This window comes from Flavobacterium sp. KACC 22758 (assembly GCF_028736135.1).
GTDB classification, from domain to species: domain Bacteria; phylum Bacteroidota; class Bacteroidia; order Flavobacteriales; family Flavobacteriaceae; genus Flavobacterium; species Flavobacterium johnsoniae.
The window spans coordinates 830,196-853,904 of the sequence record NZ_CP117878.1 but is presented as its reverse complement, the minus strand read 5'-3'; the positions used below and the strand labels follow the sequence as shown (position 1 = coordinate 853,904).

At 34.3% G+C, this 23,709-nt stretch carries 24 protein-coding genes; 14 read left to right on the top strand and 10 right to left on the bottom strand.

The window, feature by feature from the left end; all coding sequences use genetic code 11:
- Window positions 1–70: 70 nt before the first annotated feature.
- Window positions 71–1,129 (bottom strand): serine hydrolase domain-containing protein, encoded by a 1,059-nt coding sequence (locus tag PQ462_RS03755; protein WP_274252405.1) that lies wholly within the window; start codon window positions 1,127–1,129, stop codon window positions 71–73.
- 358 nt (window positions 1,130–1,487) lie between these two features.
- Here PQ462_RS03755 and PQ462_RS03750 point away from each other — a divergent pair, with 358 nt between their 5' ends.
- From PQ462_RS03750 to PQ462_RS03740, 3 genes are all read left to right on the top strand, one after another.
- Window positions 1,488–1,943, top strand: coding sequence for a ferritin-like domain-containing protein (locus tag PQ462_RS03750; protein WP_012023822.1), 456 nt, complete (start codon window positions 1,488–1,490; stop codon window positions 1,941–1,943).
- A 124-nt stretch (window positions 1,944–2,067) separates the two neighbouring features.
- The gene (locus PQ462_RS03745; RefSeq protein ID WP_274252404.1) at window positions 2,068–2,664 is read left to right on the top strand and encodes a hypothetical protein; all 597 of its coding nucleotides are present in this window, start codon (window positions 2,068–2,070) and stop codon (window positions 2,662–2,664) included.
- A gap of 145 nt (window positions 2,665–2,809) precedes the next feature.
- Window positions 2,810–4,678 (top strand): peptidase U32 family protein, encoded by a 1,869-nt coding sequence (locus PQ462_RS03740; RefSeq protein ID WP_274252403.1) that lies wholly within the window; start codon window positions 2,810–2,812, stop codon window positions 4,676–4,678.
- Window positions 4,679–4,718: 40 nt separating this feature from the next.
- Here PQ462_RS03740 and PQ462_RS03735 read toward each other — a convergent pair whose 3' ends face one another.
- Window positions 4,719–5,414, bottom strand: coding sequence for a hypothetical protein (locus tag PQ462_RS03735; RefSeq protein ID WP_274252402.1), 696 nt, complete (start codon window positions 5,412–5,414; stop codon window positions 4,719–4,721).
- Window positions 5,415–6,162: 748 nt separating this feature from the next.
- Here PQ462_RS03735 and purT point away from each other — a divergent pair.
- Genes purT through PQ462_RS03720 form a run of 3 tightly spaced genes read left to right on the top strand, consistent with a single transcriptional unit; the run spans window position 6,163 to window position 8,221 of the window.
- Window positions 6,163–7,323 carry a formate-dependent phosphoribosylglycinamide formyltransferase gene (gene purT, locus PQ462_RS03730; RefSeq protein ID WP_443135209.1) on the top strand — a complete coding sequence of 387 codons (1,161 nt, stop codon included), beginning with the start codon at window positions 6,163–6,165 and terminating at the stop codon, window positions 7,321–7,323.
- A gap of 2 nt (window positions 7,324–7,325) precedes the next feature.
- Window positions 7,326–7,646, top strand: a complete 321-nt coding sequence (locus PQ462_RS03725; protein WP_149208422.1) for a DUF6370 family protein — start codon at window positions 7,326–7,328, stop codon at window positions 7,644–7,646.
- Entirely contained in the window at window positions 7,646–8,221 is a 576-nt protein-coding gene (locus tag PQ462_RS03720) for a Crp/Fnr family transcriptional regulator (RefSeq protein ID WP_066032734.1), read from the top strand. Before PQ462_RS03725 ends, PQ462_RS03720 begins: the two co-directional genes overlap by 1 nt.
- Window positions 8,222–8,427: 206 nt before the next feature.
- Here PQ462_RS03720 and aceA read toward each other — a convergent pair whose 3' ends face one another.
- Both aceA and aceB read right to left on the bottom strand, forming a co-directional pair.
- Window positions 8,428–9,708 carry an isocitrate lyase gene (aceA, locus tag PQ462_RS03715; protein WP_274252401.1) on the bottom strand — a complete coding sequence of 427 codons (1,281 nt, stop codon included), beginning with the start codon at window positions 9,706–9,708 and terminating at the stop codon, window positions 8,428–8,430.
- Between the two features lie 219 nt (window positions 9,709–9,927).
- On the bottom strand, window positions 9,928–11,529 hold the full coding sequence (aceB, locus tag PQ462_RS03710) for a malate synthase A (protein ID WP_274252400.1): 1,602 nt from the start codon (window positions 11,527–11,529) through the stop codon (window positions 9,928–9,930).
- A gap of 197 nt (window positions 11,530–11,726) precedes the next feature.
- Here aceB and PQ462_RS03705 point away from each other — a divergent pair, with 197 nt between their 5' ends.
- The 5 genes from PQ462_RS03705 (at window position 11,727) to PQ462_RS03685 (ending at window position 16,009) form a co-directional block, all read left to right on the top strand.
- On the top strand, window positions 11,727–13,208 hold the full coding sequence (locus PQ462_RS03705) for a helix-turn-helix domain-containing protein (RefSeq protein WP_274252399.1): 1,482 nt from the start codon (window positions 11,727–11,729) through the stop codon (window positions 13,206–13,208).
- A gap of 6 nt (window positions 13,209–13,214) precedes the next feature.
- A complete protein-coding gene (locus PQ462_RS03700; protein ID WP_274252398.1) occupies window positions 13,215–13,574 on the top strand; it encodes a hypothetical protein in 360 nt (119 codons plus the stop codon).
- A gap of 515 nt (window positions 13,575–14,089) precedes the next feature.
- Entirely contained in the window at window positions 14,090–14,806 is a 717-nt protein-coding gene (locus PQ462_RS03695) for a pirin family protein (RefSeq protein WP_274252397.1), read from the top strand.
- Between the two features lie 165 nt (window positions 14,807–14,971).
- Window positions 14,972–15,202 (top strand): (4Fe-4S)-binding protein, encoded by a 231-nt coding sequence (locus PQ462_RS03690; protein WP_274252396.1) that lies wholly within the window; start codon window positions 14,972–14,974, stop codon window positions 15,200–15,202.
- 273 nt (window positions 15,203–15,475) lie between these two features.
- Complete coding sequence (locus tag PQ462_RS03685) at window positions 15,476–16,009, top strand: YceI family protein (protein ID WP_149208429.1); 534 nt, start codon at window positions 15,476–15,478, stop codon at window positions 16,007–16,009.
- Between the two features lie 160 nt (window positions 16,010–16,169).
- On the opposite strand, the gene PQ462_RS03680 is transcribed toward PQ462_RS03685, so the two are convergent.
- Window positions 16,170–17,030: a helix-turn-helix domain-containing protein gene (locus PQ462_RS03680; protein WP_274252395.1), complete on the bottom strand. Its 861-nt coding sequence runs from the start codon at window positions 17,028–17,030 to the stop codon at window positions 16,170–16,172.
- Window positions 17,031–17,126: 96 nt separating this feature from the next.
- Between PQ462_RS03680 and PQ462_RS03675 the strand changes: the two genes are divergently transcribed.
- Complete coding sequence (locus PQ462_RS03675) at window positions 17,127–17,489, top strand: DUF983 domain-containing protein (RefSeq protein WP_012023807.1); 363 nt, start codon at window positions 17,127–17,129, stop codon at window positions 17,487–17,489.
- A 71-nt stretch (window positions 17,490–17,560) separates the two neighbouring features.
- Window positions 17,561–18,433: an ACP S-malonyltransferase gene (fabD, locus tag PQ462_RS03670; RefSeq protein ID WP_274252394.1), complete on the top strand. Its 873-nt coding sequence runs from the start codon at window positions 17,561–17,563 to the stop codon at window positions 18,431–18,433.
- A gap of 95 nt (window positions 18,434–18,528) precedes the next feature.
- Here the strand turns inward: fabD and PQ462_RS03665 are convergent, their stop codons facing one another.
- From PQ462_RS03665 to PQ462_RS03645, 5 genes are all read right to left on the bottom strand, one after another.
- Complete coding sequence (locus tag PQ462_RS03665) at window positions 18,529–18,855, bottom strand: hypothetical protein (protein WP_274252393.1); 327 nt, start codon at window positions 18,853–18,855, stop codon at window positions 18,529–18,531.
- On the bottom strand, window positions 18,840–19,034 hold the full coding sequence (locus tag PQ462_RS03660; RefSeq protein ID WP_149208433.1) for a hypothetical protein: 195 nt from the start codon (window positions 19,032–19,034) through the stop codon (window positions 18,840–18,842). Before PQ462_RS03660 ends, PQ462_RS03665 begins: the two co-directional genes overlap by 16 nt.
- 49 nt (window positions 19,035–19,083) lie before the next feature.
- Window positions 19,084–19,989 carry a DMT family transporter gene (locus tag PQ462_RS03655; RefSeq protein WP_274252392.1) on the bottom strand — a complete coding sequence of 302 codons (906 nt, stop codon included), beginning with the start codon at window positions 19,987–19,989 and terminating at the stop codon, window positions 19,084–19,086.
- Window positions 19,990–20,075: 86 nt separating this feature from the next.
- The gene (galE, locus tag PQ462_RS03650; protein ID WP_073407837.1) at window positions 20,076–21,092 is read right to left on the bottom strand and encodes a UDP-glucose 4-epimerase GalE; all 1,017 of its coding nucleotides are present in this window, start codon (window positions 21,090–21,092) and stop codon (window positions 20,076–20,078) included.
- 34 nt (window positions 21,093–21,126) lie between these two features.
- Window positions 21,127–22,260, bottom strand: coding sequence for a DegT/DnrJ/EryC1/StrS family aminotransferase (locus PQ462_RS03645; protein ID WP_274252391.1), 1,134 nt, complete (start codon window positions 22,258–22,260; stop codon window positions 21,127–21,129).
- 135 nt (window positions 22,261–22,395) lie between these two features.
- On the opposite strand from PQ462_RS03645, the gene PQ462_RS03640 reads away from it, so the two are divergent.
- Window positions 22,396–23,625 carry a 3-deoxy-D-manno-octulosonic acid transferase gene (locus tag PQ462_RS03640; RefSeq protein WP_274252390.1) on the top strand — a complete coding sequence of 410 codons (1,230 nt, stop codon included), beginning with the start codon at window positions 22,396–22,398 and terminating at the stop codon, window positions 23,623–23,625.
- The last annotated feature ends 84 nt before the right edge of the window (window positions 23,626–23,709 follow it).

The following is a 23,709-nucleotide window of genomic DNA, read 5'->3' as shown; positions in this document are numbered from 1 at the left end:
ATCACTTTTATACTTTAAGCTGTTTTTTTATGTGCTTATTCGCCAAAGATTGCTCAAAAACAACTTTCTTTTAATCAATTAAAAGACCAGCAATATCTTTTGTAATAGTCGTTGGAGAATTACATTCACAATTACTCAAACCCACTACATAAATTTGTTCAGTTGGTTCATAAACTCCCATAGATTTAAAACCAAAAATACTTCCTCCGTGCTCGCGTATTGTTTTGTTTTTCACCTTTTCTAAATGCCAGCCATATCCATAATCTATATGGATTCCGTTATTTAATTTATAATTCGTAAAAGCTTTTTCTGTATAAACTGGATTTAATAATACATTGCTATTTATTGCATTCTGCCATTTAAGCAAATCATCTACAGTCGACATGATCGAACCGGAAGCATACGGAATAGAAAAACTGATGTAATTTGTATTTATATAACCATTCTTGTCACGATAACCAGAAACCCTGTTTTTTATAATTTTATCATGGCTTGCATAATAACTATTTTCCATTCCTATTTTCTTAAAAATATTTTGGGTTATGAATTCCTCATAAGTCTGTCCAGAAACAATTTCAACAATATATCCCAAAAGCACATATCCTGAATTACAGTATTTATACTGCTCCCCAGGTTTAAAATCAATAGGTTCGTTCTTAAAAAAATCTACTAATTCTCTAGGCGACAAATCTCGTCTGGCAATATCTTTAATCGATTTCATACTCGTAAAATCCTTAATTCCCGAAGTATGAGTCAGCAAATGATGTAATGTAATCCTATTTCCATTTGTTGGGTAATCCGGAATAAACTTCGTAATTTCATCATCAAGCTTCAGTTTTCCCTGCTCAGCAAGCATCAAAATAGAAACAGCCGTAAATTGTTTGGTCATTGAACCAATTTCAAAAACAAATTCAGGTTTCATTTTAACATTCATTTCCAAATCAGCCATTCCAAAAGCTTTTCTATAGATCACTTTTCCATTTTTAACCGCAAGAAAAACTGCTCCGGGATTTTCAGGTTTAAACTTTGAGATAATTAGACTGTCTATTTTAGTTTCTAAATTCTGAGCCGACAAATCCAAATAAATAATTATTAAGAGTACAACAAAAGATTTTAAAATTGTTTTCATTTTGTGATGATTTAGTTTGATTGATAAAGCTTTGACGACATTCATCAACTAAAGGTTACAAAAAGAATAATTTGTATAATTTATGGGCGTGCCCCTCCGGGTCGGGCTATCCGTTACAAGTCCTCGCACTTCCTACGTCAGGCTGTGGGCTTTCCACTGCTATCCCTCACGCAAACGGAAAATGAGAAAATTCATTTTGATAAAAAATCTGCCTAATCGGCTGAATCTGCGGGAGAATAAATTAGTAGTTTCAAAATTCCCATTCTACAATATTATAAAACCTCAAATGTAATCCTGTAAAACATAACACTTTATAAATCGCCAACTTTGTAATATATTAATTTAAAAACTATTAGTCATGATACATACAGATGAAACCACACAAGAAGCTGTTAAAACTTTAGAAGGATTAATTTCAATTCTCGAAGATGGAAAACTAGGATATACAAATGCTGCAGAACATGTGGAAAACCCGGCAATGAAAACTGATTTTCTGGAATATGCAAGAGAAAGAGCTTTGTATATTGTAGAATTACAAGATGAAATCAATAAGCTAGGAAAATCAACAGATAATTCAGGCGGAGGTCCGCTTGGGGCTTTACACCGTACATGGATTGATATTAAATCCGCTTTTACAGGCGGTGATACAGAAGCCATTATAAATGCTTGTATTACGGGTGAAGAAGCCGCAATCGAAAAATATAAAAAGGCACTTGAAGAAAACCATTTAGAACATGATCAAGTATATATCGTTTCAAAACAACTAAACGGTATCCAAAATACTTTATCACAAATTAAAATGAGAGCAAATTAATCGATTGGTTCATGCTTTTTTTTGAAAACTGCCCGGTCTTCGGATTGGGCGGTTTTTTTATTTTTATTGCCGCTGAAAAATAAAATCTTATTTTAGTCTCAACCAATTCTAACTAGCAGACTACATGAAATTAACTTTACGCAATTTTCTCATTTACACAATCTTTACCGTTTTATTTTCCTTTATTTCAAAAGCTCAGCCAAGAGTTGGCAAATCAATAAATGCTTCAATAGGTTTTGCTTCCAGCAGTTCGTATTACATTGAAGATTATGGAAATCAGGACCAATTAGATGTTATGGGCAGCGGACTGTATGTACAAGCAGAATATGCTTGGGGAATAACTTCATGGTTTGGCATAAAACCTTATGCTGCTACAATTTCTACAAAAATTGATGGAGAACAATTTTATCTAGACCAGCCAAGATACAAAGTAACAACTCGTGCTTTGTTAGTTGGAGGAAAAGCTCGTATTTGCGCTCCAATTCCGTGGGTTGCGCCTTTTATTGAAGGCGGCATTGGCGCTTCATTTGGAAAATTTCAAACTTTTACACCAGCCGTTAATTACAATAAAAATACTGTTTTAATGCATATTCCCATCAGTTTTGGATTAGCAGTTGGCAGAAAAAACAATTTTGAACTTGCATTTTCAGGTTATTTTCATCCAGCTGCAAAACAATCAACAGGAGTATTTTCTGCAGGATATAATTTTCCAATAGATTAATTATATCAAATAATTTCATTTATCTTCATTCCATATTAAGTTAACAAACTCAAAAAAATCGCTTCATCATTAGCAAACTCAAATAATTTATAAGACCTTTGCACACTTTTTTTCGGGAATACCACAAAAGTCTAAAGTTTTAGAAATGAAGAAGAAAATCGAAATATTAGCTCCTGCTAGAGATTTAATTGGAGGAATCGCTGCCATAAATAGTGGTGCCGATGCTGTATATATTGGTGCACCGCAATTTGGAGCACGTTCTAATGCCAACAACTCAATCGAAGATGTTGCTGAACTAGTTAAATACGCACACTTATTTAACGCACAGGTTTTTGTGGTTATGAATACCATTTTGTACGACAACGAATTAGAAACGTGTCGTGCCATGATTTGGGAATTATACGATATTGGTGTCGATGCATTGATCATTCAGGATATGGCGATTATGGAAATGGACTTACCTCCTATCGTACTTCACGCCAGTACACAAGCTAATAATCGTGATGCAGATAAAATTAAATTTCTTAAAGATGCCGGAATCAAACGTGTTGTTTTAGCACGTGAATTAAACCTGCATCAAATTAAAACAATATACGACCACGCTGATGTCGAATTAGAGTTTTTCGTAACTGGAGCATTATGTGTTTCTTTTAGCGGAAACTGCTATATGAGTGTGGCCAACGGAGAACGCAGTGCCAATCGTGGTTCATGCGCGCAAAACTGCCGTTTACCTTATAACCTAATTGACGGAAACGGAGATACTTTAATCAGAAACAGTCACTTACTTTCTATTAAAGATTTGGACGTTTCAGATCAAATCCCGAATTTAATTGAAGCTGGAATTGTTTCCTTCAAAATCGAAGGAAGATTAAAAGACGTTGCTTACGTTAAAAATAACGTTTCTTATTTACGTCAAAAATTAGACAGCTATTTAGAAGGAAGCGATAAATACATTAAAGCTTCTTCAGGAAAATGCACGTATACTTTTGATTCTACATTGAGTAGAACTTTCAACCGTGGTTATACGGATTATTTCGTAAACGAAAGACACAGTTCTATTGGTTCTTGGGAAAGCCCAAAATCAAAAGGACAATATATCGGTAAATTAATTAGAACTGTTGGAAACGCTTACGAAATCGAAAATGGCGAATTATTAAACAACGGTGACGGACTTTGCTTTATCAACGAAAATAATGAAGCCGACGGAATCTACGTAAACAAAGCCGAGAACGGAAAAGTATACCCAAACGTTTTAAAAGAAATCAAAGACGGAACTTTCATCTATAGAAACAACGACGCTGCTTTCATCAAAATTGTTGAAAGAGAAGACAGCGCGATCCGTAAAATTGGAACTACTTTATTGCTTACCGAAAACGAAAACGGTTTTGAATTAATCGCTACCGACGAAGACGGAAATGTAAGTACAGTAAAATTAGAGCATCCGAAAGAAAAAACTAAAACTGGCGAATCGATCGAAGAAAACATTAAAGTTCAATTGGCAAAAACAGGTTTTACACCTTACAGCGCCGATGAAATCAATGTAATGTTTTCTGAAAACTGGTTTCTTCCTATTTCTAAAATCAACGAAATGAGAAGAAATGTTTTCGATCAATTATCAGAAATTCGTTTGGCAAATTACGTTCGCGAAGAACACCAATTGGTAAAAACGTCACATCCCTATCCAGAAACCAAACTGGATTTTATGTACAACGTTTCGAATAAAACAGCTCGTAAATTCTACGAACGCCACGGTGTTACCGAAATCGAAAAAGCATTCGAATTACAATGGGATCCAGGAAAATCTCGTGTAATGACAACCAAATATTGCATCAAATACGAATTAAAAAAATGCCCAATTCACCAAAAAGACATCGTTGGTGTTAAGGTAAAAGAACCATTGGTTTTAAAACAGGGAGAATTAGAATACAAACTAAAATTCAACTGCAAACCCTGCGAAATGGAAATCTGGGAAAAAGATGCCGAATTTGAAATTGAAGAAGATCATTTTCATTAATATAAAAAAAGCGATACCTAATTAAGTATCGCTTTTTTATTTATTTCTTCTTCGTAGTTTTTGCTTTTGAATCAGGTGGCGTAATATTTATCTTGGTCGCCTTTAATGCTGATTTTGATTCTGCTTTTTTCTCTCGTTTTACATTATATAAATCTACGACCTTTTCAATGTCATCATATTTATACTCTTTATCTTCAATTTTTTTAGCAATTTCAGGATTATCGCTAAAATAATAAACTCCATATTCATTAAAAAAAGCATTATAACCAGCAGATAGAGCGTTTGAACTCACAGAAACCAGCACAGGATAATCTTCATTACTTCTTTTTAAGTAATGATTTATTTCTTTAGAAACAACCTGCATTTTCTTTACTTTAACCTTTTCTTTCGTTTTTTCATCCTCAACCTTCACTTCTTTTATTCCGTATTCTTCACCACCTAAATATAAAGAAGCTATACCTGTAATAATTTTACAAATCCAGTTTTCATCAATAACCTTAAATTCTGTTCCCTTCTTTTTATACACCTTTGTTTTTGTTCTTACAAAAGTATAAGACAATTTTTTGTTGTCGTCTAAAATCTGAATTGAATCAAGATCACTGCTAGCATATTTTTCATTTTCCTCGCCAACTTTAATTTTTACTTTTTTATCGTCAAACCCAGGGAAATTAACTATTCCACTGACTTTTTGTTTATCCTTTTTAAAAATTACAGCATTAGCTTTTTGTTCTCCCATTCCGAAATTAAATGTAATTCCGGCTGATTGTGAATGTACGAACGATGTAATGCATAAAGCACTCATTATTAAAATAAATTTTATTCTCATCTTATGATTATTATTTGTTTTGCGGGCAAATATAGAAATATACTAATGGCTGCATCAAAAATCCCGAATTAATTTAACCTGAATTTTCTACAAATATCTATAAGCATTATTTTATTGATAAACATATAAATTTGGGCGTGTCCCTCCGGGTCGGGCTATCCGTTTCAAGTCCTCGCACTTCCTTCGTCAGGCTGTGGGCTTTCCACTTCTATCCCTCACGCAAACAGCTCCAAAAGAACCTTTACGCTTGTAATTCTCCGAATCTTGTCATTTCGACGTAAGGAGACCCGAGCGATAGCGAACGGGCGAAGCAAATCTTCGCAAGAAACTCGACAAAGATTGGCTTATTGAAACGGAGCTACTCGCGAAGATTTCTCCTTACGTCGAAATGACAAACTGCATGGTTAATTTGTCTAAAAATTAAAATCTCATACAAAAAATAAATCTGCAAAATCTACGTAAAACCTTTACAAACTCATCTCAACTTATAAAAACAAAAACTTAGAGAGCTTTGCGTAAATCCTTTGCGAACTTTGCGGTTAAACCTAGATTACGTAGACGCACTGCAGTGCGTCTCTACACCAATCCATGCGAATAGGCTTTGTGGTTAAAAACATTTTTCCCTACTTTTACTACTCAAACAATACACCACTCCAAAATGAAAATACTACTCCTAGGTTCAGGCGAATTAGGCAAAGAATTTGTCATTGCTGCACAACGAATCGGACAAACCATAATTGCAGTTGACAGTTACGAAAATGCACCGGCAATGCAAGTCGCACACGGTTTTGAAGTCATCAATATGCTCGATGGCGAAGCACTGGACCGAATCGTAGCCAAACACCAACCCGATTTTATAGTTCCTGAAATAGAAGCCATTCGTACCGAACGTTTTTACGATTACGAAAAACAGGGAATCACCGTTGTTCCTTCAGCGAAAGCGGCAAACTTTACCATGAATCGTAAAGCTATTCGCGATTTAGCAGCAAAAGAATTGGGATTAAGAACAGCAAAATATCAATACGCAACTTCGGCAGAAGAACTACAAAAAGCCGTTCAGCAGGTTGGAATTCCTTGCGTGGTAAAACCATTAATGTCTTCGTCTGGAAAAGGACAATCGACAATCAAAACAGAAAGCGATATCGAAAAAGCGTGGCAATATGCCGTTGCAGGTTCGCGTGGAGATGTTATCGAAGTTATTGTAGAAGCTTTTGTCCATTTTCATTCAGAAATTACACTTTTAACCATTACTCAAAATAATAATCCAACTTTGTTTTGCGCTCCAATTGGCCACAGACAAGAAAGAGGCGATTATCAGGAAAGCTGGCAGCCTGCTTTAGTTTCAGAAAAAGACTTGTATGAAGCTCAGGATATGGCCGAAAAAATTACGGAAGCGCTTGGCGGAGCTGGACTTTTTGGTGTTGAATTTTTCTTGACAAAAGAAGGCGTTTATTTCTCTGAACTTTCACCGCGTCCGCACGATACCGGAATGGTAACTTTAGCAGGAACACAGAATTTTAATGAATTTGAACTGCATTTAAGAGCCATTTTAAGTCTTCCCATTTTTGAAATTACTTTAGAAAAAGCTGGAGCAAGCGCCGTAATTTTAGCATCAGAAGATTCAGCAAATCCAACTTTCAGCGGAATCGAAAAAGTAGCCGCTTTACCCAAAACCGATTTCAGGATTTTTGGAAAACCGACGTCAAGACCTTACCGAAGAATGGGTGTGGTTTTAAGCCACGATACACTTTCAACTCCAATTAACGAAATAACAGAACGTGCCAAAAAAACGGCAAAATTAATCACTGTAAATTCTTAACTATGAAAAATATACTTTTAGCGACTTTCCTTTTTATTGGAATCGCAGTACAAGCACAAGACAAAAAGAAATTTGACAAACCAACAGTTGTTGAAGCTTCATGTGGAGAATGTCAATTTGGAATGAAAGGTAAAAGCTGTGATTTAGCCGTTCGCATTGACGGAAAAAGCTATTTCGTGGATGGAACTACAATTCACGATCACGGTGATGCACACTCAGAAAAAGGTTTCTGTAATGCAATAAGCAAAGCTTTAGTTACGGGAGAAATTAAAGGAGATAGATTCAAAGCAACTTCATTTACTTTAATCGACGATAAAAAATAATGGCATTAATTCTCGAAAACATTGCCAAACACGTTTCTCTGACACCAGAAGAACAGGCGCTTTTTTTATCTAAACTAGAAACCAACACTTACAAAGCCAAAACGCTTTTACTAAATGCCGGCGAAGTCTGCAAACATTCCTATTTCGTAAATTCAGGTATTTTAAGAAGTTTCAACATCAACGATAATATTGTTGAACACGTACTTTCTTTCGCTTGCGAAGGCTGGTGGATGAGTGATATGTACAGTTATTTTTCGCAAAAACCGGGACAACTTTTTATTGAAGTTCTGGAAGAAGCCGAAGTGGTTTCGTTATCGAAAGAAAATCAGGAACAATTGTATCTTGAAATTCCGAAACTGGAACGTTTTTTCAGAATTTTAATTGAAAATTCATTGGTTGCAAATCAGCAGAGATTAATGGATAATTTGAGTTTACCTGCGGAAGAACGCTTTGAAAAATTCACAAAAAAATACGGAACATTGGTGCACAAAGTTCCCCAAAAACAAATCGCTTCTTTCATTGGTGTAACACCGGAATTTTTCAGTAAAATGAAAGCAAGACTTTTAAAGAAATAGATTTTTTTGCCACAGATTTCACAGATTAAAGTGATTTTTTTAGCCACGAATTACACAAATTTCTACGAACTAATTGATTTAAAAATTAAAATAAAATTCGTGGAAATTTGTGTAATACATGGCAACAATTTTTTTAATCCTTTTAATCTGTGAAATCTGTGGCAAAAACAAAAAAACCAGTTCAATGAACTGGCTTTTCTTTTGAATTAAAATTGCTCAACCTCTGTAGAATGTTCCATTGCGGTTATTGCTGATTTGCCTAACATTACAGTGTTCTGAACGGCGTCGAAATAAGAAGTTCCCACAAAAGCTTGATGTTTTACGGCTCTGAATCCGTTTTTCTGTAAAGCAAATTCACGTTCCTGCAATTCAGAATATCCTGCCATTCCGCGTTCTTTATACGCTTTTGACAATTCAAACATACTGGTATTCAAAGCATGGAATCCTGCCAAAGTGATGAATTGGAAACTATATCCCATTGCTGCTAAATCTTCTCTAAACGTTTCCATTTCAGCAACTGATAACTTTGCTGCCCAATTGAAAGACGGCGAACAATTGTAAGCCAGCATTTTATCTGGGAATTCCTTTTTCATTGCTTTTGCAAATTTTCTAGCATAATCTAAATCCGGATTACTGGTTTCCATCCAAATTAAATCGGCATAAGGCGCGTAGCTCAAACCTCTTGCAATTCCCTGATCTATTCCATTTTTTACATACAAGAAACCTTCTGCCGTTTTTTCTCCTGTTAAAAACTTTCTATCTCTTGGATCTGCATCGCTTGTTAGTAAATTAGCTGCATCGGCATCTGTTCGAGCAACTATTAAAGTTGAAACGCCCATAACATCTGCTGCCAAACGCGCTGCAATTAATTTATTAATCGCTTCCTGAGTAGGAACTAAAACCTTCCCGCCCAAGTGCCCGCACTTTTTAGCAGAACTTAATTGATCTTCAAAATGAACTCCAGATGCTCCTGCTTCAATCATAGATTTCATTAATTCGAAAGCATTTAAATTTCCTCCAAAACCAGCTTCAGCATCAGCTACAATTGGAACTAAATAATCTTTTCTATCTTCAATATTATTTACAGTCTGAATCTGATCAGCGCGAAGTAAAGCATTGTTAATTTTTTTTACAACCATCGGAACGCTGTTTACCGGATAAAGCGATTGGTCAGGATACATTTCGCCCGCCAGATTTGCATCAGCAGCAACCTGCCATCCGCTTAAATAAATCGCTTCTAAACCCGCATCGACTTCCTGAATCGCTTGATTTCCAGTTAACGCTCCCAAACCCGCAACATAATCCTGACTTTTTAACTTTCTCCATAATTTCTCTGCACCCATTTTGGCAATAGAATGCTCAATTTTATAAGACCCTTGAAGCGTAACTACTTCACTCGCAGTATAAGGACGCTCTACTCCTTTCCATCTCGGGTTCGTAATCCAATCGTTAATCAATTCCTGAATTCTGTCTTCTGTTGTTTTCATAATATAGTTTAGTTAAAGTGGTTCGTTAATAAAGTTTTTAGTCTCGGTTTTCAGTTTTAACCAAGATTTTTAAACACATAGAAACATAGTTATACTTTGTGGTTAAAGGCGTTTCATTTGTTTCAACACACATAGTTATCTATGCGTGAAAAAACAGTTTTTTTCTTTTCTCTTTATTATAGAAAAAATAAAATCTATGTTTCTATGTGTTTAAATAAATTATAAATATTTATAACATGGAAGGGTAAGGAAATCCACAAAATGCAGGTTTACAACCAGTCTTTCCAGCATTTTTTCGGCTAATGGAAACTGTTGTTTTTCATAATTTTCTTCTCCTAGTTCTTCCTTAATTTTTCTGAATTCATCTAAAGCCAATTCATGATAATAAGCCAAATCTAATTTTCGTCCATTATCCAAAATCACTTTATTCTGGAGCCATTGCCACAATTGCGATCTCGAAATTTCGGCAGTTGCAGCATCTTCCATCAAATTATGCAATGCAGCGGCACCTTGTCCGTTCAGCCATGAAGCCAGATATAGAACTCCAACGTTGATATTTTTTCGAACACCTTTTTCTGTTATAAGCCCAATTGGTGGTTCAATCAAATCGGCTTCTGTAATTTTTCGATGTTCTCTTTTTACATGAATCTGATTTGGAGTTGGCATTCCCTTATCAAAAATTTCTTTTGCAATTGCAACTAAATCCGGATGCGCTACCCAAGTTCCATCGTGTCCATTTTTTACCTCGCGTTCTTTATCGGTTCTTACTTTTGCGAAAGCAACAGCATTGGCTTCTTCATTATTTCGAATCGGAATCTGTGCTGCCATGCCGCCAATGGCATGAATTCCTCTTTTATGACATCTTTGAATAACCAAATTTGAATAAGCATTCATAAAAGGTGAAGTCATAGTTACCTGATCGCGATCCGGCACGATGAATTTTGGATTTTTTCTAAATTTTTTGATGTATGAAAAAATATAATCCCAGCGTCCGCAATTCAAACCAACGATATGTTCTTTCAATTCGTAAATAATTTCATCTAGTTGAAAACTTGCCGTTATGGTTTCAATTAAAACCGTCACTTTTATTGTTCCTCTATTCAGTTTCAAACAATCCTCCGTAAAATCGATTACGTTATTCCACCAGCGCGCTTCCAGATAATGCTCTAATTTCGGTATGTAGAAATACGGTCCTGAATTGTTTTCTAATAGTCGTTTATGATTGTGAAAAACATATAAACCAAAATCTATCAAAGAACCAGAAACTTCATTTCCTTCAACTAGAACATGTTTTTCTGGCAAATGCAAACCTCTCGGACGTACAATTAACGTTGCGATTTTTTCATTTAAATGATACGATTTCTGTTTTACCAAATCAGTAAACGTAATTGTTTTGTTTATCGCATCAATCAAATTTACCTGTCCGTCCATCAGGTTTTGCCAGGTTGGCGAAGTGCTGTCTTCAAAATCTGCCATAAATGTTTTGGCACCAGAATTCAAAGCATTGATGATCATTTTTCGATCAACAGGTCCAGTAATTTCTACTCTTCGATCCAATAAATCTTTCGGAATTTCTCCAGCTTTCCAATTGCCTTCTCTCACACTTTTGGTTTCTGGAATAAAAACCGGCATAATTCCCTGATCAAAAGTGACTTGTTTCTGTTCACGCTGTAAAAGCAATAGTTTTCGCTGTGATTCGAATTTTTTATGCAATTCAGTTATAAAAACAATGGCTTCTTCTGTCCAGATCTTTGGATAACGAAGCTTCTTTTCGGCTAAAAATTCCATTGCCGTTTCGGTAATTTCTAATTGGTTTTTCATAGCTGTGGTTTTTAATTTCATTAGCAGCAATTGAATCGATTCTATGTTTTTCAAAAACACAAATACATAACAAACTGATAATTAATATTTTCTACACCACAATATTAGAAAAAAGTTTTTTACAAAACAAGCGAACGTTCGCTAAAAATGAAAAATAATTTTTTGGCGATTATTTTTAGAATACCTATATTTGGTTCATGGATATCGAAAAAGACTATATAAAGCTGATCTTCGGATTAAAATTGAAGCAAGTCAGAACGCAAAAAAATCTGTCTCTTTTTGGCTTGGCTAAATTGACAAATCTTTCAAAATCGTACTTAAACGAGATTGAAAAGGGAAAAAAATATCCAAAAACAGATAAAATTTTATTGCTCTGCGAACATTTGGACGTGACTTATGACCAAATGGTGTCTTTAAAACTCGATAACAACCTCGCTCCTATTGGCGAAATATTAAAATCAGGTATTTTAAAAGAGATTCCTCTGGAACTTTTCGGAATTCAGGAAGCCGATTTAATTGATATTATTGCCAATGCTCCCGCAAAAGTCAATGCATTTATCAGTACGATTATCGAAATTGCACAGCATTATAATTTAAGCCGCGAAAGTTTCTTTTTAGCCGCTTTGCGTTCGTATCAGGAAGCGCACAGCAATTATTTTGAAGATTTAGAAGAAAAAGTAATCGCGTTTTCGAAGTCGTTTCAGATTAATCTGGATTCCAAAATCAGTGTTGAAGAACTGGAAGCGATTTTAAAAGAAGAATACGAATACCATATTAAAGAAATCGTTTTTACAGATCAGGAAGCTTTGGGCGATTTGCGTTCGATTTATGTTCCGAAAAGCAAAACTTTATTGCTTTCAACCGAATTAGATTCTCCGCAGAAAGCATTTATTTTAGCCAAAGAAATAGCTTATAATTATCTAAAAATATCAGATCGATTACTGACTTTCAGCTGGATTAAGTTTGAGAATTTTGATCAGGTACTACATAATTTTTACGCCTCTTATTTTGCCGGTGCTTTATTGTTGCCGAGAAAATTAGTAGTGGATAAAATCAATTCTTTTTTAGAAAATGAAAATCCGAAACCGGAAGAATTTGTTCAATTAATTGAAAGTTTTGAAGTTTCGCCTGAATCTTTTTATCAGCGATTGACCAATTTATTACCGAAAGATTTTCAGTTGAAAAATTTATTCTTTTTAAGATTATCTCACCGAATTGGTTCTGATGTTTACCAAATCAATAAAGAATTACACATTACGCATCAGCAGGAACCACACGCCAACGAAACCAACGAACATTATTGCAGAAGATGGGTTTCGGTAAAAACAATTGATGAAGCGATCAAACAAAATAAATCTCATTTTTTTGATGCACAAATTTCCAGTTATGCGAATAGCGGAAACGAATATTTGGTTTTTTCTTCGGCTACAAAAGATCCTTTTTTACATGATACCATTCGAAGTATTTCTGTTGGTATTTTGATTAATCCAACAATGAAAAAGAAATTCAAAGTCATTGAAGGAAAACCTTTGGTGAAACGAATTGTTGGCGTAACTTGCGAAACCTGTGCTGTTAAGGATTGTCTGGAAAGAGCAGCACCGCCAATTGTTTTGGAAAGAAAAAAACGCCATGAGAATACCGATGCTGTTGTACAGCAATTTATGAATCAATATAGTTAGAATGCCATGAAATATTTTGCCTTAATAACGACACTGCTTTTAATTAGTTTTACTCAGAAAACAGACAAGCTTATTGGCCGTTACAATTACTTGATTGAAGAGGACAATACTTATATCCAAAAAGATAAAATTACTTTTAAGGACAGCATTTTTGCCTTTGATAACAAATATCTGCCAAAAGGAAAAGTTTCTTATGGCAGCAAAATAGTATTGGATAATTTCATTAATACGGACTTAGTTATAAGTATTTCAAAAGATCAAATCGAAAAAGATACTATTCCTTTTTTTATGCATGACAAGAAAAGTTCTTCTGCAAATTATCTTGATGAAGTGGTTGGGAAAGGGAAATTGGTTAGGATTAAGTAATTCAGCGCAATCTTGTCATCCTGAGGAACGAAGGATCACACTCGGAAGTCGGCAAAGATTGGCGATTATGCAGGCGGAATTTCTCGTGTGATCCTTCGTTCCTCAGGATGACAAACTGTGTGGTTAATTTGAAGCTAAAAAAAACTTTATAATTTCCAATCTTTGTAGAGTTACTTGCGAAGATTTCTCCTTCGTCGAAATGACAAACCATGTGGCTACTTTGAGGTAAAACCTTTGAACCTCTGCAACTTCGCACCTTTGAGCCTTCTTATAAAAATGAAACTCCCCGCATAGCCCCGATAGAAGTGGAAATCCTTTTGTGGTGGGGTTCACCACAAAAGATTGAAACGGATAGCGGGACCTCAGGTCTTTTGAAAACGATTCTTCTGCTTCAAAAAAAAAACTTAGAATCTTAGCCACTTAGAACCTCAGAATCTTTTCTTAATCTACATTAAGTGCTTTTCCTTTACATCGACCGTATCTTTGTACTATCAAAATCAATAAAAGACAAAATCATGGAAAATATAGTATTGCACAAAGCAGACACAAGAGGAAACGCAAATCACGGATGGTTGAACGCTTATCATAGCTTTAGTTTTGCGAGCTGGTACAATCCAGACAGAATTCAGTTTGGAGCGCTTCGTGTTTTGAATGACGATACAATTGCAGCCGGAATGGGATTTGGAACTCACCCTCACGATAACATGGAAATTATTACAATTCCGTTAGAAGGTGATTTGGCTCACAAAGATAGCATGGGAAATACGGAAGTAATCAAAAATGGTGACATTCAGGTAATGAGTGCTGGAACTGGAATTCAGCATAGTGAGTTTAATCCGAACGCAGATCAGCAGACTAAATTATTGCAGATTTGGTTGTTTCCAAACAAAAGAAACGTTACTCCACGTTACCAGCAAATTACTTTAAATGTTGCTGACAGACATAATAAATTGGCACAAGTTTTATCTCCAAATGCCGATGACGAAGGAGTTTGGATTCACCAAGATGCGTGGTTTAACATGGGTAATTTTGATGCAGGAACTGCAACTGAATATAAAATCAAAAAAGAAGGAAACGGAGTTTATGCTTTCGTTTTAAAAGGAAATGTAATCATCAACGGTCAAGAATTAAATACTCGTGATGCGGTTGGAATTTCAGGAACTGATACGTTGAATATTAAAGCAAATACAGATGCTGAATTTTTATTAATGGACATTCCGATGAATTATTAATTCAAACAAAAACAATTAATACCTGTACCTTGAAACGATAATAAATCTGTAAATCAGACTATTATCGTTTCTTTTTTTGCTCAATTTTAAAAAAGAAAGACTAACTTTATAAATAAGAAAATTGGTCTGACTTTAAAATTAAATTCATCCTTAAAATTTTAAACCATGAATCCAAATAACCTCACTAAAGAATATACAAACGGAGAAGTTACGATTGTATGGCAATCTGGAAAGTGCATTCATTCTGCTAATTGCGTAAAAAACAATCCAGATGTTTTTCGCCCAAAAGAAAAACCATGGATTACTCCCGAAAAATCTACAACTGATAAAATAATTTCTACTGTTAATAAATGCCCGTCGGGAGCGCTGACATTTTATATGAATAACAAAAGCTAAGCTTTAAGCATTAGTTTTTTTCGCCACAGATTAAAAGGATTAAATTGATTTTTTTCGCCACGACTCGAGCAAGATAAATTGAATTAAAATTTGTGGCAATTCGTGTGATTCGTGGCAATATTTCTTTTAATCCTTTTAATCCGTGTAATCTGTGGCAAAAAACACCACATTTTTTATTTCTTAATCTAGGTTAAGTGCTCCAGGACAACTCTCACCGTAACTTTGTCCTATCAAAATGAAATTAATTATTTAAAATATTTAAAAAATAAAATTATGGCAACTACAAAATGGTCAATTGACCCAACTCACTCAGAAATTGGTTTTAAAGTTAAACACATGATGTTTACAAATGTTTCAGGAAAATTTGGAACTTATGAAGCTTCTGCAATCACAGAAGGAGATAGTTTTGATAATGCAGATTTCAGTTTTTCTGCTGATATCGCTTCAGTAGACACTGCAAACGCAGATCGTGACGGACATTTAAGAAGCGGTGATTTCTTTGACGCTGAAAATCATCCAAAATTAACTTTCAAATCTTCTTCTTTCAAAAAAATCAACGATGGTGAATATGAATTAACTGGAGATTTAGACATTAAAGGAGTTTCTAAAACAGTAAAATTCCCAGTTGAATTTAGCGGAATCATGACTGATCCTTGGGGAAATACAAAAGTAGGTTTAAGCATAGAAGGAAAAATTAATCGTAAAGATTGGGGTTTAAACTGGAACTCAGCTCTTGAAACAGGTGGTGTTTTAGTTGGAGAAGAAGTTCGTTTGAACATTGAATTACAATTTGTAAAACAAGCCTAATACTTTATAATAGGTTTTAATTTGGTTGGTTAAAAAGCCTGTACCTTCTCGGGGTACAGGCTTTTTTACTTTTAGGAACAGGGGCTTCGACTTCGCTCAGCCTGACAATCGTATTCTTAAAGACATCATATGTCAGGCTGAGCGAAGTTGAAGCCCTTTCTTACTTTACATTTCTAAATTCAGTCGGCGACATTCCAGTTTGTTTTTTGAAGAAGCGGGAGAAATACGAGTAGTCTTCATAGCCGACTTTGAATGCAACTTCATTTACTGCTAATTGCTTGTCGATCAGCATTCTTTTTATTTCCAGAATCACTCTGTCTGTAATTACTTCAGTTGCTGTTTTTTGAAGGATTTCGTTACAGATTCTGTTTAAATGTTTCAGCGTAATATTTAGTTTTTCTGCATAAAACGAAGGTAGTTTTTCAGTTCTGAAATATTCCTCTAAAAGTGATTCAAACTTGTTGATTTTGATATTGTATGAATGCGTTTGATGCGAATAGGTTTCGCCATATTTTCTTGCCACTTCAATATGAATGCAATCCAACAAATTCAACAATTTATCCAATTGGTATTTGTTGTCTTGGCTATTTTCTTGAATCAGCAAATCGAAATAAGGCTGGATTTTCGGGATTTCTTTTTCTTCAAAAACCATTTCTGGTCGGTTTTGAATGGAATGGTAAAAATTATAATCGTTAATCTTTTTTTGTCCGAAATACAAATTGTACAATTCCTGCGAAAAGATAATTACAAAACCTTCAATGTCTTCAGATAAATTCCAATGGTGCATTTGTCCGGGCTGCAGCACAAAAAGACTTCCTCTTTTGATTTCGAACTGATCAAAATCAACTTCATGCAATCCCGAACCTTTGGTAAAAAATACCATTAAATAGGAATCATGGCGGTGCGGTTCTTCGACAAAACTGTGATTTTTTAAATGCTCTTTAAAAGTATTTACATAAAAATCACGATGAATATCGTTACAGCTAAAATTCTGAACACTATAAATGGGATATTTTTTCATAAAAAATGTCTTTATTGTGCTATAATAAGCGAAGATACTAAAAAGACTTTTATAATGCTCTGAATTACCTTTGTATAAACAAAAATCAACAATATCATGTCAAGCGCATTAACTCATATTTTAAAAAACGAATGTCCTGTTTGTCATAAAGGAAAAGTTTTTACAGACAAGAATATTTTTCTGAATTTCAGTTTTCCAAAAATGAATGAATACTGCAGTCATTGCAATTACAAATTCCAAAAAGAGCCTGGTTATTTCTTTGGTGCCATGTACGTAAACTATGGATTAACCGTGGCTCAGGGAATTGCAACGTATTGTATTGCACAGTTTTTCTTTGAAACAAATTTCGATTTAAGAATCCTTCCAATTATTGCCGTAACCATTACTTTGCTTACTCCTTTTAATCTTAGATTTTCAAGATTAGCATGGATTTATATGTTTAAGGATTATTCGAGCTAAAAAAATAGTACTTTTGCCTTCCAATTGAAACTAATTTTCAATTTTAAAAAAGTAAAAATTAAATTAGACAAATGAAAGCATACGTATTTCCGGGTCAGGGTGCACAATTCACAGGAATGGGTAAAGACCTTTATGAAAATTCGGCTTTAGCCAAAGAATTATTCGAAAAAGCAAATGAAATTCTAGGTTTTAGAATTACTGATATCATGTTTGAAGGCACTGCCGAAGAACTAAAAGAAACTAAAGTTACACAGCCAGCAGTATTTTTACATTCTGTTATTTTAGCTAAAACTTTAGAAGATTTCAAACCGGAAATGGTTGCAGGACATTCATTAGGAGAATTTTCAGCTTTAGTTGCTAACGGAACTTTATCTTTTGAAGATGGTCTTAAATTAGTTTCTCAACGCGCTTTAGCTATGCAGAAAGCCTGCGAAATCACTCCATCTACAATGGCTGCAGTTTTAGGTTTAGCCGATAATGTTGTAGAAGAAGTTTGTGCTTCTATCGACGGAGTTGTAGTTGCAGCTAACTATAACTGCCCTGGACAATTAGTAATTTCTGGTGAAACTACTGCTGTTGAAAAAGCTTGCGAAGCAATGAAAGCTGCAGGAGCAAAACGTGCTTTAATTTTACTTGTTGGAGGAGCTTTCCACTCTCCAATGATGGAACCAGCAAGAGAAGAATTAGCTGCTGCAATTGAAGCAACTACTTTCTCTGCTCCAATCTGCCCAGTGTATCAAAACGTAACTGCAAGCGCAGTTTCTGATGCTAATGAAATTAAAAAGAACTTAATCATTCAATTGACTGCTCCTGTAAAATGGACTCAGTCTGTTCAGCAAATGATCGCTGACGGTGCTACTTTATTTACTGAAGTTGGTCCTGGAAAAGTTTTAACTGGATTGATTAATAAAATTGATAAAGAAGCTGCTGTTGCTAATGCTTAATTTTTAAGTGTTCAGTCTCAGTGACAGTTTTCAGTTGTTAACTGTATAAAACAATAAATCCTCATATACTTTGATAAGTTTATGAGGATTTTATTTTATAATTCCTTTGCTTCTTCGCTGTAATTATTTAAAATTCCAGTAATAAGATAATTTTGATTACTCTTTTCAAAAAATATATACCAAGTTGTTCTGGCGTTGGATTTATAAAATATATAATTTAAACCTAAATATTGAAGTGATTTTGGAGTTTTCTTATGTGGAGATTTTCTAATCTTTTCAGGAACTGCATCGTAAATATCATCAACATATTCTTCAGCTGATTCTATAAAACCAAAATATTCCTTTCTATATAAAACTAAAACCAGATTATCAAGATAACTAATTACTGATGGAGTAAAAATAACTTCTATTTTCCCCACCATTCTCTAATTCTCCTTTTTGCTTCCTCTTTTGCTTCCTCTGGTGTTAATCCTTTTGCAAATTCTGCATCAAAATCAAAAGTTTCACGATCTATACCTTTAAATTTTGGTTTTTGAACCTCGTATTCTACTCTTGGCTCTTCGACCTTGTTATTCTTTTTATTTTCTTTATCCGAACTCATTATTCCTACATTTTAATCTTACAAATTTACAAAATAAACTAAATCAAAATTATAAAGTTTTCTTCTCCTTCTTTTTGTAATTAATAATAAAAACTCCCAAAATGATCAGTATTGTTGCAATTATAAAATCAATGGTGATTTTTTCATCCAAAATCAGCCAGCCAAAAAATACCGCAATTATAGTATTGATATAGGCTAAAATAGAAACCTGAACCGGAGTAACGTGTTTCAGAGCGTAATTATAGCTGAAAAAAGCAATAACAGATCCGAAAATCGACAGATATAATGCTGCAAAAATACTTTTAGAACTCCATAAATTCACATCAATATTGGGCGAAAAAATAAATGCCAAAACAATCTGAATACATGAAGCCATTGTAAACTGGTAGAATAAGTTAAGAACTATATTTTTAGATTTATTCCCATGAATTTTGGTATAAATTGTTCCACCAGCCCAGGCAGTAATCGCAAACCCCATAAACATCATTCCAATTCTGTAATCGGCATCTAAAAAAGATCCTAGTCCGTCTTTAAATATAAAAACCACTCCCGAAAATCCTATTATAACTCCAATAAATCCTCTTAAACTTGGTTTTTGTAATTTAAATAAAATACTGCCCAGAAAAATAAGTATAGGAGCCATAGCACTAATTACTGAAGCCAGTCCGCTTGGCACAGTCTGTTCTGCAACGGTTGTAAAACCATTTGCAATTACAATCATCAAAATAGAAGGAACAAGCTGGTGTTTTAAATTTTCCCATCCAATCCATTTCAATTCTTTTTTGAACAATAAAATAATCATCATGATTATTCCTGCCAATCCCTGACGAATTGAAGTTACAAACCAAGGCGGAATAGTTTCAACCGCAACTCTAATACCCAAAAAGGTAGTTCCCCAAATAATTCCAACAGCCGCTAGGGCAAATATTAGTTTATAGTCTAAACTTTGTTTCATGATAATTAATACGTTAAAAAAAAATCCCAAACTATACTGCTATAATTTGGGATCTTAAAATTTTATAATTTTAACTAATAAAGAATTTATTTATTCCTCACTTTTTGTTCCCATTTCCAGGCGCTTGCCATTGCTTCGTCTAAACTAAGTTCTGCCTTCCATCCTAAGACATTATTTGCCTTATCTGTATTTGCATAAGCTTCAGTAATATCTCCTTCACGACGAGGCATCATCTTGTAAGGCAGTTTTTTACCGCTGACTTTTTCAAAGCTATGAATGACTTCTAAAACAGAACTTCCTTTTCCTGTTCCTAAATTGAAGGTTTCTACTTTGGCTGCATTCTTTTTATTAAACAAACGCTGTAAAGCAATTACGTGCGCTTTTGCTAAATCGACAACATGAATATAATCACGAACAGCAGTTCCATCTGGTGTTGGATAATCATTTCCAAAAACCGATAATTCCTGGCGTAAACCAACTCCAGTCTGCGTAATAAACGGAACTAAATTTTGAGGAACTCCCAACGGAAGTTCTCCAATTTCAGCTGTTTCATGTGCTCCAACCGGATTAAAATAACGCAATAAAATCGCGCTGATATTAGTAACCTTTGCAGCATCAGTAATAATTTCTTCTCCCATCTGTTTGGTATTTCCGTAAGGAGACATTGCAGTTTGAACCGGAGCATCTTCTGTAATTGGCATTTTTTCAGCCTGACCGTAAACCGTACAAGAAGAACTGAAAATAAAACTTGCTTCAGGTTTTTGCTGTAATTCCTGCAACAAATAAACTAAACTGCTAATGTTGTTTTCATAATACAACAAAGGCTGTTCAACACTTTCACCAACTGCTTTTGAAGCTGCAAAATGAATCACACCAGTAACATCATTGTGTTTTTTAAAGAAATCCCGAACGGCGCTTTTTTCTCTTAAATCAATTTTTTCGAATAAAGGCGTTTTTCCTGTAATCGCGGTAATCCCTTTTAAAACATCTTCTGAAGAATTCGAAAGATTATCTATAATCACTACTTCATAGCCTTCATTTTGCAATTCGACTACAGTGTGAGAACCGATAAATCCTAATCCTCCTGTTACTAATACTTTCATTTATTGGGTTGTTTTGTGGTTATTTTGGCTTTTATTATTTATTTAAAAATTCTAAAACAGAATCGGTAATAAATTTAATTTGTTCGTCGTCAAGTTCTGTGTGCATTGGTAAAGCAATTACTTCCTGTACCAATTGATTAGTTACCGGGAACTGCTCTTCTTTATAACGAGGATCTAAGTATGCTTTTTGAGAATGCAATGGAATTGGATAGTAAATTGCACATGGAATTCCTTTATCTAATAAATGCTGCATTAAAGCATTTCTATCAGCATCTAAAATTCTCAAAACATATTGATGGAAAACGTGATCATTTTGATTTGCATCAAAATCCGGAGTGATAATTTTTGCATTTCCAGCGAAAGCTGCATTGTATTTTGTTGCTGCTAAACGACGTGCTGCATTATATTCATCTAAAAGCGGCAATTTTGCATTTAAAACTCCAGCCTGAATACTATCTAAACGAGAATTTACACCTACAACATCGTGGTGGTAACGCTCATACATTCCGTGATTTACAATTCCGCGGATGACGTGTGCTAATTTGTCATCATTTGTAAAAATTGCTCCTCCGTCTCCATAACATCCTAAGTTTTTAGACGGGAAGAATGAAGTTGCTGCAACGTGGCCAATTGTTCCTACTTTTGATTTTGTTCCAGATTTAGAAATATAATCTGCTCCAATTGCCTGCGCATTATCTTCAATTACATATAAATTATGTTCTGCGGCAATTTCCATAATCGCATCCATATTCGCCGCACGTCCAAATAAATGAACTGGAACAATTGCTTTTGTTTTTGGCGTGATTGCTTTTTTTACCGCATCAATATCGATGTTCATATTATGCAGATCAACATCAACCAAAACTGGAGTTAATTGCAATAAAGCAATAACCTCAACAGTTGCTGCAAAAGTAAAATCGGCAGTAATTACCTCATCACCTGGTTTTAAATCTAACCCCATCATAGCAATCTGCAAAGCATCTGTACCATTTGCACATGGAATAACATGTTTTGCTCCTAAATACTCTTCAAGATTTTTTTGAAACTGATGAACTAATGGCCCGTTAATGTAAGTATTTGTGTCTAAAACTTCTTGAATAGAAGCATCTACAGTAGATTTTATTTTTTCGTATTGACTCTTTAAGTCAACCATTTGTATTTTTTTCATTTTTGAATAATGTTTAAAATTAAAGACTCTATTTTAGACAGAAATCTCTAAAAGGAGGAACAAAAATAGTTATTAATAGCTTCAAACCAATGAAAATAGTCGAAAGAAATGTAATTTAGCTGCAAAAAAAATTACATGCTTTTTTTATACAATCTAACCATTTACATCGCAGGATTTTTCTTAAAAATCATAGCGTTATTTAGTCCGAAAATTAAGCTTTTTGTGGAAGGCCGAAAAAATGTATTTTCTGTTTTAGAAGAAAAAATCAAAGCAAACGACAAAACCATTTGGTTTCATTCGGCATCACTTGGCGAATACGAACAAGGACTTCCTGTAGTTGAAAAAATCAAAGAAAAATACCCATCACATAAAATCATTGTAACCTTTTTTTCACCATCAGGATACGAAGTGCGTAAAAATAACACGGTTGCCGATGTGACAATTTATTTACCGCTTGACACTAAAAGCAACGCAAAGAGATTTTTAAAATTAGTTCATCCCGAATTTGCTTTTTTCATTAAATATGAGTTTTGGCTGAATTATTTAAAGGAATTAGAAAAAAGCAAAACACCAACCTATTTGATTTCCGGTATTTTTAGAGACAGTCAGATGTTTTTTAAATGGTATGGCGGATTTTACAGAAAAGCACTAAACGCTTTTACTTACTTTTTTGTTCAAAATGAAAGCTCAAAACAAAAAATCGAGGCGATTGGATTTAAAAACGTAATTGTTTCCGGCGATACTCGTTTTGATCGGGTAAATGCCATTTTGGAAAGAGACAACACTCTGGACTATGTTGAAAATTTTAAAAACAACCAGCTGACTATTGTCATTGGAAGCTCATGGCCGAAAGACGAAGCTTTATTAATAGAATATATTAATCAGGCGCCGGAAAACGTAAAATTTATCATTGCACCGCATAATATAAAGACAGAACAGATTGCAAATCTTAAATCACAGATTAAAAAGTCAATCGTTTTATTTTCTGAGAAAGAAAACAAAGATTTATCCAATTATAATGTCTTCATAATTGACACAATTGGAATTTTGACTAAAATTTACAGTTACGGAACAATCGCTTATGTAGGAGGAGGATTTGGAAATCCCGGAATCCATAATATTCTTGAACCTGCAACATTTGGAATCCCAATAGTTATTGGACCTAATTATTCAAATTTTGCAGAAGCTGTATCTTTAGTTGAACTTGGAGGCTGCATTTCTATAACAAACTTCCTGGAACTAAAAGAGATTTTAGACCGTTTAATTAACGATCCAAAATTGTTAACAGAAAAAAGTCATATTTGTAAGTCATTTATTCAGAACAACAAAGGAGCCACAAATACGATTATGAAAACAGTTTCGTAATATTCTGTCTTTAATTTTGAAGTTTTGAAGCTGTAATTTAATTAAAGTTCATTTTAAGAACCATATTTTCGTTACACGAGAAAA

Coding starts and splice junctions, on each gene's coding strand:
- aceA (WP_274252401.1), bottom strand. CDS start 9,708: ATGAAAACAACAGAAGACAGAATTCAGGAATTGATTAACGATTGGATT.
- PQ462_RS03695 (WP_274252397.1), top strand. CDS start 14,090: ATGGAAAATATAGTATTGCACAAAGCAGACACAAGAGGAAACGCAAAT.
- PQ462_RS03755 (WP_274252405.1), bottom strand. CDS start 1,129: ATGAAAACAATTTTAAAATCTTTTGTTGTACTCTTAATAATTATTTAT.
- PQ462_RS03690 (WP_274252396.1), top strand. CDS start 14,972: ATGAATCCAAATAACCTCACTAAAGAATATACAAACGGAGAAGTTACG.
- PQ462_RS03705 (WP_274252399.1), top strand. CDS start 11,727: ATGGATATCGAAAAAGACTATATAAAGCTGATCTTCGGATTAAAATTG.
- PQ462_RS03665 (WP_274252393.1), bottom strand. CDS start 18,855: ATGGTGGGGAAAATAGAAGTTATTTTTACTCCATCAGTAATTAGTTAT.
- PQ462_RS03725 (WP_149208422.1), top strand. CDS start 7,326: ATGAAAAATATACTTTTAGCGACTTTCCTTTTTATTGGAATCGCAGTA.
- PQ462_RS03720 (WP_066032734.1), top strand. CDS start 7,646: ATGGCATTAATTCTCGAAAACATTGCCAAACACGTTTCTCTGACACCA.
- PQ462_RS03740 (WP_274252403.1), top strand. CDS start 2,810: ATGAAGAAGAAAATCGAAATATTAGCTCCTGCTAGAGATTTAATTGGA.
- PQ462_RS03645 (WP_274252391.1), bottom strand. CDS start 22,260: ATGAAAAAAATACAAATGGTTGACTTAAAGAGTCAATACGAAAAAATA.
- fabD (WP_274252394.1), top strand. CDS start 17,561: ATGAAAGCATACGTATTTCCGGGTCAGGGTGCACAATTCACAGGAATG.
- PQ462_RS03735 (WP_274252402.1), bottom strand. CDS start 5,414: ATGGGAGAACAAAAAGCTAATGCTGTAATTTTTAAAAAGGATAAACAA.
- aceB (WP_274252400.1), bottom strand. CDS start 11,529: ATGAAAAACCAATTAGAAATTACCGAAACGGCAATGGAATTTTTAGCC.
- galE (WP_073407837.1), bottom strand. CDS start 21,092: ATGAAAGTATTAGTAACAGGAGGATTAGGATTTATCGGTTCTCACACT.
- PQ462_RS03750 (WP_012023822.1), top strand. CDS start 1,488: ATGATACATACAGATGAAACCACACAAGAAGCTGTTAAAACTTTAGAA.
- PQ462_RS03745 (WP_274252404.1), top strand. CDS start 2,068: ATGAAATTAACTTTACGCAATTTTCTCATTTACACAATCTTTACCGTT.
- PQ462_RS03640 (WP_274252390.1), top strand. CDS start 22,396: ATGCTTTTTTTATACAATCTAACCATTTACATCGCAGGATTTTTCTTA.
- PQ462_RS03655 (WP_274252392.1), bottom strand. CDS start 19,989: ATGAAACAAAGTTTAGACTATAAACTAATATTTGCCCTAGCGGCTGTT.
- PQ462_RS03680 (WP_274252395.1), bottom strand. CDS start 17,030: ATGAAAAAATATCCCATTTATAGTGTTCAGAATTTTAGCTGTAACGAT.
- purT (WP_443135209.1), top strand. CDS start 6,163: ATGAAAATACTACTCCTAGGTTCAGGCGAATTAGGCAAAGAATTTGTC.
- PQ462_RS03685 (WP_149208429.1), top strand. CDS start 15,476: ATGGCAACTACAAAATGGTCAATTGACCCAACTCACTCAGAAATTGGT.
- PQ462_RS03660 (WP_149208433.1), bottom strand. CDS start 19,034: ATGAGTTCGGATAAAGAAAATAAAAAGAATAACAAGGTCGAAGAGCCA.
- PQ462_RS03700 (WP_274252398.1), top strand. CDS start 13,215: ATGAAATATTTTGCCTTAATAACGACACTGCTTTTAATTAGTTTTACT.
- PQ462_RS03675 (WP_012023807.1), top strand. CDS start 17,127: ATGTCAAGCGCATTAACTCATATTTTAAAAAACGAATGTCCTGTTTGT.